We start from the raw sequence: 12,476 nt of genomic DNA, 5'->3' as shown, positions 1-12,476 counted from the left end.
CATGATTATCATAATCAAGTATAAGCCACCGTCAACCACTCGCACAGGAGGCATCCCATGAAAACGGGAGCACTCAGGACGAATGACGTCGATTCCGACGAAATTACTGATTTTGATAGAGAATTTCTGTTCACTTCTGGCTCGGGCGAACTGCGTGCCAGAGGCATTCGCGAAAGGATAACGATTCCTGCCCATGGCGCCGAAGACGCGGGAAGCCCTTTGCAGAAGGCGATAAGGGCCGCTTTTGAGAGAGCGCGCAGGGCCGGACAGGACAATCCCATCGCCATTGGCGCCATCCCCTTCGATGTCAACGAGCCATCCTGCTTATATATCCCCAACAACCATGAGTGGAATCCAAAGGGTACCGCTTCGATCTCGACTGATTCGGCCATGCCGGCGCTTGTCGGCCAGAACAGCCTGCCCGATGAAAATGGTTTCAAGCGCGCCGTTGAGCATGCCATCGTCAATTTCCGCCATTCCGATGTCCGCAAGGCAGTGCTTTCGGTAATGCGCGAACTGACCTTCGCCTCCGAGGTCAATGTCGAAAGATTGCTGGCCAGCCTCGCCAAACAGAACCGCGAGGGTTACCAGTTCCGCATTCCGCTGCCCGATGGCGGCGATCTGATAGGCGTGAGCCCCGAACTCCTCATCCGCAAGCAGGGTGAAAAAGTCATCTCGAACCCGCTCGCGGGCTCGGCAAAACGTATGGCTGACCCGGTGGCGGACAAGGCCAATGCAGACCGGCTTTCGGCTTCGGAAAAAGACCATTACGAGCATAGCCTCGTGATCGAGGATATCCGCTCACTGCTTACGCCTTGCTGCACTGAAATCGACGTTCCCGAAAAACCCTCCCTCATCAACACGGCCGCTCTTTGGCATCTTTCGACGCGCATCGAGGGCCGTCTTGCTGATCCCGAGACCAACGCACTGCAACTCGCGTGCCTGCTGCATCCCACACCTGCTGTTTGCGGTTTCCCCACCGAGCGCGCCCGCCGGCTTATTCGCTTCGTCGAGCCTTTCGAGCGTGGGCTGTTCACCGGCATGGTCGGCTGGACGGATGCCGAGGGTAACGGCGAATGGGTAGTGACAATCCGTTGCGGCACCGTGCAGCGGCAAACCGTGCGGCTGTTCGCAGGCGCCGGCATCGTTGAAGCCTCGGAACCCGAATCCGAATGGGCCGAGGTGCAGACCAAGCTCAAGACCATGCTGAACGCCTGCGGTCTTTCTGCCTAATTTTCCCAGGGACACACCATGACAATCGAATTTGAACGCTGGCCCGAAGATCTGGCGCGCCGATACCGCGACCGCGGCTACTGGATCGACAGACCGCTCAGCGACATCCTCACCCAGCAGGTGGAACTTCGGCCGGACGCGACCGCGCTGATCTGCGGCGACCGCCGCTTCACCTATGCCGATCTCGACCGGCAATCTTCCAATCTTGCCGGGCATCTGGCTGCCGCCGGTATCGGCACGGGCGATACGGCACTGGTGCAATTGCCTAATATCGCGGAGTTCTATCTCGTCTTTTTCGCTCTGATGAAAATCGGCGCTGCACCCGTCAATGCGCTTTTCAGCCATCGCCGGCTGGAGATGACCTCCTATGCGGAACAGATTGCGCCAAAGCTGGTGATCGGCTCGCGTTCCCACGAGCTTTTTGCCAATGACACGTTTCTGGAGGCGCTGAAGCTTACCTCTCCGCAGCTTGCCGTAACGCTGCTGCTTGGTGAGACGGAACCGCAGCGCAGCCTCGAACAATGGCTCTCATCACCCGCCGAAAATGCGCCGCATTACGGCCCTTCGGCAGCCGATGAGGTAGCGTTGTTCCAGCTTTCCGGCGGCAGCACCGGAACACCGAAACTGATCCCCCGCACGCATAACGACTATGACTACAGCGCCCGGGCCAGTGCGGAAATCTGCGAGCTGACGCCGCAGACCCGTTTCCTCTGCGCCATTCCGGTGGCGCATAATTACCCCATGAGTTCGCCGGGTGCGCTTGGCGTGTTCCACGCTGGCGGCACCGTGGTAATGGCGGCCAATCCCGAGCCGCTTGCCTGCTTTGACCTCATCGAAAAACATGGCATCGACATTGTGCCTCTGGTGCCGCCGGCCGTGGCGCTGTGGTTACAGGTGGCGCCCGCCCATCGCGAACGGCTGAAATCCCTCAGGCTGCTGCAGGTCGGCGGCGCAAGCTTCGCTGAAGCTTTAGCCCGCCAGGTGCCACAGGTGCTGGGCTGCACCCTCCAGCAGGTCTTCGGCATGGCGGAAGGTCTGGTGAACTATACCCGCGCCGGTGATCCCGACCATATTGTCTTCACCACGCAAGGGCGGCCGATCAGCCCGGATGACGAGATCCGCATCGTTGACGAGGACGGCAACGACGTTCCAGAAGGCGAAGCCGGCATGCTGGCGACGCGCGGCCCCTATACGTTCCGCGGATATTACCGCGCCGCCGAGCACAGCGCCCGCGTCTTCGACAACCAGGGATTTTATTATTCCGGCGATGTCGTTCAGCGCACGCCTGAAGGTTACCTGCGGGTGGTTGGCCGGGTGAAGGACCAGATCAATCGCGGTGGCGAGAAGGTCGCATCGGAAGAGGTGGAAAACCTGATCCTGCGGCATCCGGATGTGACGCATGCCGCACTGGTGGCGATGCAGGACGAACTCCTCGGTGAAAAAAGCTGCGTCTTCGTCGTTTCCCGCAATCCCGCTCTGAAAGCACCGGCCATCCGCCAGCATCTCTCCGGTCTGGGTGTTGCGGATTACAAGCTGCCGGACCGGGTGCGTTTCATCGACACCATGCCGCTCACTGCCGTCGGCAAGATCGACAAGAAACGTCTGCGCGACATGCTCGCAGCGACCGTCCCGGCGTAACGGAGCGTGCACGCCTCAACCATTTGAAAACTGCGTGTCGCCCATGCCGATGCGCCAAACCCTCGAGGTCAATATGACGATCCCCACCATTTCCGATTATCCGATGCCGGTCGCAGCAAGCTTTCCGGCCAACAAGACCAAATGGCAGCCGGACGCCAAGCGCGCCGTGCTGCTCATCCACGACATGCAGCGTTATTTCCTGCGGTTCTACGAGGCCGACGGCAAGTTGATGACAACCCTCATCGACAATCTTGCAAAGGTAAAGGCATGGGCGGTCCAGAACGGCGTGCCGGTCATCTACACCGCCCAGCCGCACGACCAGCCTGCCGCCGACCGCGCGCTTCTGAACGACATGTGGGGACCGGGCCTGACCGTGGTCGACCCGGAGTTGCAGAAGGTCGTGGACAAGCTTGCGCCGACGCCCGACGATGTGGTGCTGACCAAATGGCGCTACAGCGCCTTCCAGCGTTCAGACCTTGCCGAGCGCATGAAAGGGTGGGGCCGCGACCAGATCATCATCGGCGGCGTCTATGCCCATATCGGCTGCATGATGACGGCCGTTGAAGCCTTCATGAAGGATATTCAGCCCTTCATGCTGGGTGATGCCGTCGCCGATTTTTCCGAAGCCGAACACCGCATGGCGCTGCAATATGTGGCAACACGCTGCGGCGTGGTGATCGACACCGCAAGCCTTGCCGGCGCGGGAGAGACCACCGATATCAGCGAATGGCTGAAGGCCCGCGTCCTGCAAATGGTGGAGGACGAGAGCGACATCGACCCGGATGAGAACCTCATCTTCTATGGGCTGGATTCGCTGCAGGTGATGAAGCTTGCCGGCGAACTGAAGGAACGTGGCGTCATCGTGGGCTTCGAAGAGCTTGCCCGCGTACCGACGCTATCTGCCTGGTGGGCGCTGATCGAAGAAAAGCGGCTCGCGGCCTGAGCGGACGGACAAGATGATGCAGAACAGATTTAACGGGCGGCGCGTGCTGGTGACGGGTGCCGCGCAGGGCATCGGCCGCCGCATCGCCGAGCGTTTCACCGAGGAAGGGGCCGAGGTCATCGGCCTTGACCTCATTGCCGATGCAACCGATGCAACCTTCCGCCAGATCACGCTCGACATCACGGACGCGGCGGCAGTGGAGGCGGCGAGCAAGGCGATCGAGAAGGAATGGGGCGGGCTAGACATTCTCGTCAACGCCGCCGGCATCCTCCGGCTCGGCGACAGCGAAAGCCTGACGCCGCAGGACTGGAACGCCTGCATGGATGTCAATGCTGCGGGGCCGTTCTACCTGCTGCGGCAATGGAGCGGCGTCTTCAAGCGGCAGCGGCGTGGGGCAATCGTCAACATTGCCTCCAACGCCGCCGTTGTGCCGCGCATAGGCATGCTCGCCTATTGTGCTTCCAAGGCCGCACTCGTCAGCCTCAGCCATTGTGCAGCACTTGAACTCGCGCCCTATGGCGTGCGCTGCAATGTGGTGTCGCCCGGCTCCACCGATACGCCGATGCTGGCCGGCATGCTGAACGATCCCAGCGGCAAACAGCGACTGGTCGCCGGTCTTCCCGAGCAGTTCAAGCTCGGTATTCCGCTCGGCAAGATCGCGCGGCCGGACGACATCGCCGACACGGTGCTGTTCCTCGCCTCCGATCAGGCAGGCCATGTGACGATGCAGCAGATCGTGGTCGATGGCGGCGCCACGCTTGCCGCCTGAGCATCGGTCCGCGTGATGAGGATGACAGATATGGCCAACGCGCCGGCGTTTCACGGCGAAGCTGTTTCCGGCGATCCACCCGAGGCCATCTGGCCTTGGCCGGACGACAGATGCGATTGTCATTGCGTCACCCTTCATTACAGCGCCGAAGAAGGGCGCGGCGGCAAGGTCCCTCCCTTGCCGCCGCAGCTTTTGCGCGCTGCGCCCAGACGCAAGGCGGAATTTATCGCCGGGCGCAGATGTGCTGCCGAAGCCATACGCCGTCTCACCGGCCGCGCCGCCTTTCCCGGCATGGGAGAGGATCGCGCCCCTATCTGGCCCGAAGGCGTGGTCGGCGCGATTTCCCACAGCCACGAGCGGGCAATTGCGCTTGCCGGCTCTTCCGAGCGGTTCTGCGGCATTGGCATCGATATCGAAAGGCTTCTGAACGAGGACGAAGCTTGCGATATTGCGCCGCAGGTCCTGACCGCGAACGAACGCCTCAGTCTTGGAAACGACATCGATCCCTTCATGACCGGGCTCATCTTTTCGGCCAAGGAAAGCCTGTTCAAGGCACTTTATCCGACCGTCAGACGTTTGTTCTTTTTCGAGGCGGCGGAGTTATCCGGCTATGAAGAGTGCGGTTCAGCATCCCTTCGGCTGACGACCGACATCAGCGGCGAGTGGCGCAAGGGAAAGGACATTCCTTTCCGCTTCTGCCTCCTCGAAGGCTTTCTGCTCACCCGTATCCTTCTCCCGCATTAAGGGAAAAATACAGAATTTTTTCCTTTGAAGATCATATTTAAAGTCGTTATTCCCGTCATTTGTGTGAAACACTGAAACGGTACGCACCGTGTTGGAATGATTCCAAACATGCAACGGTGGAGATACGATATGACCGACATCGATACGAGCAAGCTTTCCTGGGATGCGTGGGACGAGCTGCAAAACCCGCCGCCGGCCGAAACCGATTTCGACCGCGTGGTCGAAACCGCGATTTCCCGCCGCGGCTTTCTCGGTGGCGTGCTTGCCTTCGGTTCGGCCGCAGCAGCCATGGGCACGCTCGGCAACCTGATGACCAGCACCTCGGCGGAAGCGCAGGAAGCCGCGGCCGGCCGTTTCCCCTTCAAGCCGGTGGCTGCCGCGACCGACCACACCATTCACGTGCCGGAAGGCTACAGCTGGAAGCCGGTCGCCAAGTGGGGCCAGCCGCTGTTCTCCAACGTGCCCGACCTCGATCCTGCCAAGGGTGTCAGCGTTGAAAACTCCGACAAGGTCTTCGGCGAAAACACTGACGGCATGGAACTGTTCATGGTTGGCAATCACCAGCTGATCGCCGTCAACCATGAATATGTAAACCCCGAAACCAACCTGCCGCATGCCGAAAAGGGCAACCCGAAAACGGCCGACGACGTCAAGATCCTGCAGAACATGCAGGGCGTCACCGTCATGGAAGTTGCGGAAGGCACCGAAGGCTGGGAAATCGTTCTCGACAGCCCGTTCAACCGCCGTATTCACCACAACACTCCGATGAAGCTTTCCGGCCCGGCCGCAGGCTCGGACCTCGTCAAGACCGCCGCCGATCCGAAGGGTGTCGACTGTCTGGGGACCTTCAACAATTGCGGCGCGGGCCGCACGCCCTGGGGCACCTACCTCACCTGCGAGGAAAACTTCAACGGCTATTTCGGCACCGCTGATGCCGCCTTCAAGCTGCCGGATGACTACAAGCGCTACGGCATCGTCGCCGAGACCCGTTACGCCTATGAGAAGTTCGATGCGCGTTTCGATGTCGCCAAGAACCCGAACGAGCCGCGCCGCGCCGGTTACGTGGTCGAGATCGATCCTTCGGACGCCTCCTCCACCCCGATCAAGCGCACCGCCCTCGGCCGCATCAAGCACGAAAACGCCGCTGTGGTGATCGCGCGTGACGGCCGCGTGGTGGTTTACATGGGCGATGACGAGCGTGGCGAATTCCTCTACAAATTCGTCTCCAACGGCATTTACGTGCCCGGTGGCGACACCTCGAAACTGCTAGACGAAGGCACGCTCTACGTCGCCAAGTTCTCGGACGACGGCGCTGGTGAATGGCTGGCTCTCACGCCTGAGACGACAGGCATGAAGATCGATGAAATCTGCGTCTTCACCCGTCAGGCCGCTTCCAAGGTGGGTGCGACAACGATGGACCGCCCGGAATGGGTCGCCATCAACCCGGTCGCCATCGAAGCCTATTGCGCCCTTACCAACAATAGCCGTCGCGGCGAAATGAAAGATGGCAAGTTGCGCGCCAATGCTGGCGGCGACGCCATGGCGATCAATGCCGCCAACCCGCGCGAAAAGAACGAATACGGCCAGATCGTGCGCTGGTACCCGGAAAACGACGACCACGCGGACGGCAAATTCAAGTGGGACCTGTTCTGCATGGCCGGCAACCCCACCGTTCACAAGGATGCCTATGCCGGCTCTTCGAACATCAACGAAGGCAACATGTTCAACTCGCCCGATGGCATGATGTTCGACTCGACCGGTCTCCTCTGGATCCAGACCGACGGCGAGGACAGCAACGAGGGCAACTTCGCCGGCCAGGGCAATAACCAGATGCTGGCAGGCGATCCGGCCACCGGCCGTATCGAGCGTTTCCTGACCGCGCCGAAGGGTTCCGAAGTCACCGGCCAGACATGGTCCGGCGACAAGCGTACCCACTTCGTCGGCATCCAGCACCCCGACGCCCCCTTCCCGGATGGCGAAGGCAAGCTGCCGCGTTCCACCGTCATCGCCATCAAGCGTGACGACAACGCGCAGATCGGCTGACGCTTTGGCTTAGGCGGAACCGGGTCTCGGCATAGCGGATATCCGGTTCCTGTCACCGTGACCAAGGGTCGATGCGGCCTGACTGAATTTTCACTCGCCAGTGGACAAGAGAGGCATTCCCGCTTCAAATCCCCCCACACGATACCAGTCAGGAGAATGACCATGGAAATATTGCGCGCGGGAACACGGGCCTCAACCAAAGGCCCCGAGGCATGGTTTACCGGCACGGTCCGTATCGATCCTCTGTTCAACCCGTTCGATGCAGAGCGGGTGCAGGGCGCTCAGGTCACCTTCGAACCAGGCGCGCGAACCGCATGGCACACGCACCCGCTCGGACAGACCCTGATCGTGGTTTCAGGGTTTGGAAGGGTGCAGCGCGAGGGTGGCCCAGTGGAAGAAATCCGCCCCGGCGATACCGTGTGGTTCGCACCGGGCGAAAGGCACTGGCACGGGGCGGCACCCGATGTCGCCATGACGCATATCGCGCTTCAGGAAGTGAAAGACGGCAAGGTCGTGGACTGGATGGAGCACGTCACGGACGATCAGTATGGTGGCTGAAGCGGCCTGGCCGAAATGGCGCTCGTCCTGCCTGCCGGACGATCTCCAGCGTTAAGCAACATCCGGAAGGGCCGAAATATTTCGGGGGCGCGATTTAAACTTTGACTCGTATGCGCATTGGGTGAACCTTCATCGCGTCGCGGGAACATGGTGGAGAATCGTGATCTTAACCGGTGGAATTGTCCTTGCCCTTATTGCCGCCAATGCGGTTGCAATTCCATGCCCATGACACTCAACCGGCGCGATGTGGTGGCGGGGTTGTCGATTGCCGGCCTGATGTTACCCGAAGCGATCGCCTATTCGGGGATTGCCGGCGTTCCGGCCCAGCACGCCATCCTTGCCGCCATCATGGGCTGCATCGTCTATGCCATTTTTGGCCAGAGCCGTTTTGCGGTCGTCTCGCCCACATCCTCCTCCGCCGCAATCCTGGCGGCAATGCTTGCGACGCTCTCGGTCACACCAGCGCAAAAGATGCTGCTCGTTGCCATTGCGGTCGCTCTGGTGGGCCTGCTGTTTCTGCTTGCGGCTGCCACCCGGCTCGGCGCCCTGTCGAGTGTGATCTCGCGCCCGGTGCTGCGCGGTTTTGCCTTCGGCCTCGCCATTCTGATCACCATAAAGCAATTGCCGAGCCTCTTCGGGATAAAGGCGCAGTCGGGCGAGCCGCTTTCCATTCTCCTGCAAATCCTCTCCCGCCCGCAGGACTGGAGCCTTGAAAGCATCGCCGTCGGCGTTGCGGCACTTGCCGTGCTGCTTCTCCTGCGCAGGCGTCCCGCCATTCCCGGCAGCCTCGTCGTCATCGTGGCAGGCATTGCCATCTCGATCCTGCTCAACCTTCAAAGTCGCGGCGTCGCCGTCGTCGGCCAGATCGATCTTGCCGGCATATGGGCCGGCCCGTTTTCGGTGTCGCTCGATGATGTCGCGCATGTTGCCCGCTTCGCGCCGCCGCTCGTCCTCATTCTCTTTGCGGAATCATGGGGCACCATCCGAAGCTTTTCGCTTCGCCATGGCGAGATTGTCGATTCCAATCGCGAACTCAGAGCATTCGGGTTTGCCAATATCGCCAGTGCCGCCATGCAGGGCATGCCGGTTGGTGCGGGTTTTTCCGCAGGCGCAGCAAGCGAGGCGGTTGGGCCGCAAAGCCGGCTTGCCTCTGCCATCGCCGCAATCGGCCTTGCGGTCTTCAGCCTGCTCGCCGCCAGCTGGTTCGCTTTCATCCCGGAAGCGGTCCTTGCCGCCGTGATTGCCGTGGCGCTGCTGCATGCGCTCGACCCCGCGCCGATCATCCGTTTATGGCGGCTCGGCAACGACGCCTATCTGGCACTTGCCGCTGCAGCCGGCGTACTTGCCTTCGGTGTGCTGAACGGCATGCTTGTCGCCGTCGCCCTTTCCTTCGCCGTCTTCGTTCGCCGGCTTTCGCTACCGCACGTCATGCATCTTGGCCGGCTAGGCAAAAGCCACGACTTTGTCGACATGGAACGCCACCCGGATGCGAAGGATGTGTCAGGCATGATTATTCTCCGGCCCGCACAGCCGCTTTTCTTCGGCAATGCGGAACCGATCCTTGCCGCCGTTACCAAATACATCGTTGCGCGGCCGGAACTGCACATCGCGATTGTCAGCCTTGAGGAAACATTCGAACTGGATTCCACCGCGCTTGATGCGTTGCTGGAGTTCGATGCAGCGCAGCAGCATCGTGGTCTATTATGCCCGCATGCACGACCATGTGCAGGATCTGCTGCTTGCCGGCGGCGGATCCGACATGGTGGCGCGCAGCAATTTCAGTGTCGATGATGCCGTGACGGCGGCCATGCATCGGGAGGACAGCCGTGCCACACAATCTTGAACCGCATCTCACCCCGGTTGAAATCACCTCACTCAAACCAACGCAGATGACAGTCGGTCTGCGCGAGGTGGAGGACAAGCGCCGGCAATGGGCCGCCATCCGTGAGGAAAAGGGAGCCGACTTCCTCGGACACCACATGGTACCCGTCGTCCTTGGTCACAAACAACGTCTTTATCTGGTGGACCACCACCACCTCGCTTTGGCTTTGCATGAGGAAGGCGTGAAACATGTCCTGACCAGCATCGTTGCCGATCTTTCCCATCTCGGCCGGCAGGAATTCTGGTCGGTGATGGACCATCGCAACTTCGTCTATCCTTTCGGTGTGGATGGCGTGCGCCATCCCATCGAAAACCTTCCCAAACGGATCGTCGATCTCGAGGACGATCCCTTCCGCGCGCTGGCCGGCGCGGTTCGCGATGCTGGCGGTTTTGCCAAAATAAACGCTCCCTTCAGTGAATTCCTCTGGGCGGATTTCCTGCGCCGCCGGGTGGGTGGCAAGAAGCTGCGACATTCCTTCGAGGACGCTGTGGAGGAAGCGATGCAACTGGCACGCTCGCGCGATGCGCGGCATCTGCCTGGATGGTGTGGAGCGGACCGATGACCACCCTTCCCTCCCTTTTCCGATTGATGGCGGCTGCCATCGCAGTTTTCGTGCTGGGCGCGGCGAGCCTGCCTGCGCAGGAACTGCCGCCGCCAGCGAAACCGGCCCCTACGGAACAGACGACAGAGCAGAAAGTCGACCAGTTGCTACAGCTTCTGGGACAGGACGATGTTCGTGCCCTTCTCACACAGAAGCTTGCAGCAGCCGGCACAGAGCAGCCGCCAGAACTGACGCCGCAGAGCCAGTTGAGCGATCTCGACCAATGGGCAAGCAAGCGGCGCGAACACCTAGGCCGTCTCACAAGGGACCTGCCCGGCATGTCCACGCAGATCATCGCGGCGCTGGGAAGGCTTTGCGACGAGATCAGCAACTACGGTGCAGCCGTCTTTTTGCTGCATGTATCCATCCTGTTCGGTGCGGGCCTTGCCGGCGGTATTGCCACGAACCGGATCATAGCGATGCAGGCCTCCCGCAGGAACGGCGCGGATATCGGCAAGGAGGCCTCGGCTGTCGTATCGCGGAGGCTTTTGCCCGTCTTCGGCTACGGCATTGCTGCCACCGCCATGTTCCTTGCCATCCAGTGGTCACCTTTGCTGAGCGCCGTTCTCCTGCCCTGGCTTGCAACCAGCATCGTGCTGCCGCTGCTTTTTGCCTTCACGGGCCTGCTGCGGCGGGTCGTTGGCCGCGAGGCCAATGCCCGGCGCGATTTCTGGATCGTCCGCTGGACATGGCTCCTGACGCTTGCCGGCGTCTTCTGGGCATTGCTCAGGACGCTCGAGAATCTCGATGTCCCGCGTGATACGCTCGGGCTTCTGTCCTCCGCCATGGTCGGCCTGCTGTTCCTGCTCGCATGCATCTGGATCTGGCGTCGGCCGGTCGGCGATCCCGGTTCGGAGCGGGCAAGGTCAATCGATGTCGCGCTGATCTTCGGCCTCATCATCCTCTTCGGGTTGCGGCTCGCCGGCGCCGGGGTCCTGTTCTGGATCGGGCTTTATGCGTTGGTTCTACCCGGCCTTGCCTCGACGCTTGGCATCGCGGCGCGAAAGCTGGCAACCGACATCGGCACCTATGGGGAAAGCGATCTTCGCCCGGTACTGGTCGAGCGAGGCGTGCGGCTTGCAATCGTCGGGACTGCCATCCTGTGGCTGATCTTCCTCGTGCGCGCCCATCCGAATTCCCTGCCCGATGGCGCATTGCTGACGTCGATCGTCGTCGGCGTCCTGCACGGGGCGCTGATCCTGCTTCTTGCCGATCTCGTCTGGATCGCCATCAAGTCGATGATCGCACGGCGGCTGGAGTTGAGTACACCCGCCGGCAACCCGACGAGCGGCCAACCGGGCGGGGGCCAGCCGCAAGATGACCGGCTTTTGACCATTCTGCCGATCCTGCGCAACATGCTCGGCATCATCATCGCCGCGGTTGCAGTGATGACGGCGCTTTCGGAACTCGGCGTCAATATCGGGCCACTGCTGGCAAGCGCCGGCATCTTCGGCATCGCCATCGGTTTCGGTTCGCAGACGCTGGTCAAGGACATCATCAGCGGCGTGTTCTACATGATCGACGACGCCTTCCGCGTCGGCGAATACATCCAGAGCGGTTCCTACCGCGGCACGGTGGAATCCTTCAGCATCCGCTCTGTCAAACTGCGGCACCATCGCGGCCCGATTTTCACCGTGCCGTTCGGATCGCTCGGCGCCGTCGAAAATATGAGCCGCGACTGGTCGATCGACAAATTCCTCGTCACCGTCGCCTTCGATACTGACATTGCCAAGGTCCGGGCCATTACCAAGGAGATCGGCAAGGTGCTGAAGGAAGACCCGGAATTCGGACAGTTCCTGATGGAAACCGTCAAGCTGAAGGGCGTCGAGCAATTCGGCGAATATGGCATGACGCTTGGTTTCGGCATGATGCTGCGCGCCGGCGGGCAATCCTCGATGGTGCGCCGCAAGGCCTATTCGATGCTGAAGGATGCCTTTGCGCAAAACGACATCCAGTTCGCGAGCATGGCGGGCGCTTATCCCGCATCTACACGAAGCGCGCGGCCACAGGAGCCCGAAGCAGGCGACGGGACGGGGCCGGTGGAAGAATAGGCCACCGGCAGCCG

The 12,476-nt window shown here is 61.2% G+C and carries 9 protein-coding genes and 1 pseudogene; all 10 read left to right on the top strand.

Annotated features, from left to right (window positions below):
* The first annotated feature begins 57 nt into the window (after positions 1 to 57).
* The 10 genes and pseudogenes from CRP02_RS10170 (at position 58) to CRP02_RS10125 (ending at position 12,462) form a co-directional block, all read left to right on the top strand.
* Complete coding sequence (locus tag CRP02_RS10170; protein WP_097170985.1) at positions 58 to 1,233, top strand: isochorismate synthase MenF; 1,176 nt, start codon at positions 58 to 60, stop codon at positions 1,231 to 1,233.
* A gap of 18 nt (positions 1,234 to 1,251) precedes the next feature.
* The gene (locus CRP02_RS10165) at positions 1,252 to 2,871 is read left to right on the top strand and encodes a (2,3-dihydroxybenzoyl)adenylate synthase (protein ID WP_097170984.1); all 1,620 of its coding nucleotides are present in this window, start codon (positions 1,252 to 1,254) and stop codon (positions 2,869 to 2,871) included.
* A gap of 73 nt (positions 2,872 to 2,944) precedes the next feature.
* Complete coding sequence (locus CRP02_RS10160; protein ID WP_097100397.1) at positions 2,945 to 3,814, top strand: isochorismatase; 870 nt, start codon at positions 2,945 to 2,947, stop codon at positions 3,812 to 3,814.
* 13 nt (positions 3,815 to 3,827) lie between these two features.
* A complete protein-coding gene (dhbA, locus tag CRP02_RS10155) occupies positions 3,828 to 4,583 on the top strand; it encodes a 2,3-dihydro-2,3-dihydroxybenzoate dehydrogenase (protein ID WP_013762274.1) in 756 nt (251 codons plus the stop codon).
* A 30-nt stretch (positions 4,584 to 4,613) separates the two neighbouring features.
* Positions 4,614 to 5,327 (top strand): 4'-phosphopantetheinyl transferase family protein, encoded by a 714-nt coding sequence (locus CRP02_RS10150; RefSeq protein ID WP_097170983.1) that lies wholly within the window; start codon positions 4,614 to 4,616, stop codon positions 5,325 to 5,327.
* Between the two features lie 129 nt (positions 5,328 to 5,456).
* A complete protein-coding gene (locus CRP02_RS10145; protein WP_097170982.1) occupies positions 5,457 to 7,370 on the top strand; it encodes a PhoX family protein in 1,914 nt (637 codons plus the stop codon).
* A 162-nt stretch (positions 7,371 to 7,532) separates the two neighbouring features.
* Positions 7,533 to 7,928: a cupin domain-containing protein gene (locus CRP02_RS10140; RefSeq protein WP_003518141.1), complete on the top strand. Its 396-nt coding sequence runs from the start codon at positions 7,533 to 7,535 to the stop codon at positions 7,926 to 7,928.
* Positions 7,929 to 8,147: 219 nt separating this feature from the next.
* Positions 8,148 to 9,771: pseudogene (locus tag CRP02_RS10135) on the top strand (SulP family inorganic anion transporter).
* A complete protein-coding gene (locus tag CRP02_RS10130) occupies positions 9,755 to 10,372 on the top strand; it encodes a ParB-like protein (RefSeq protein WP_097170981.1) in 618 nt (205 codons plus the stop codon). Before CRP02_RS10135 ends, CRP02_RS10130 begins: the two are co-directional and overlap by 17 nt.
* The gene (locus tag CRP02_RS10125) at positions 10,369 to 12,462 is read left to right on the top strand and encodes a mechanosensitive ion channel domain-containing protein (protein ID WP_097170980.1); all 2,094 of its coding nucleotides are present in this window, start codon (positions 10,369 to 10,371) and stop codon (positions 12,460 to 12,462) included. The genes CRP02_RS10130 and CRP02_RS10125 overlap by 4 nt, the downstream gene beginning before the upstream one ends.
* Positions 12,463 to 12,476 lie beyond the last annotated feature (14 nt).

Origin of the sequence: Rhizobium sp. AN5 (assembly GCF_900215255.1) — a bacterium.
GTDB lineage: Bacteria > Pseudomonadota > Alphaproteobacteria > Rhizobiales > Rhizobiaceae > Agrobacterium > Agrobacterium tumefaciens.
This window is presented reverse-complemented; position numbering and strand designations above follow the sequence as displayed.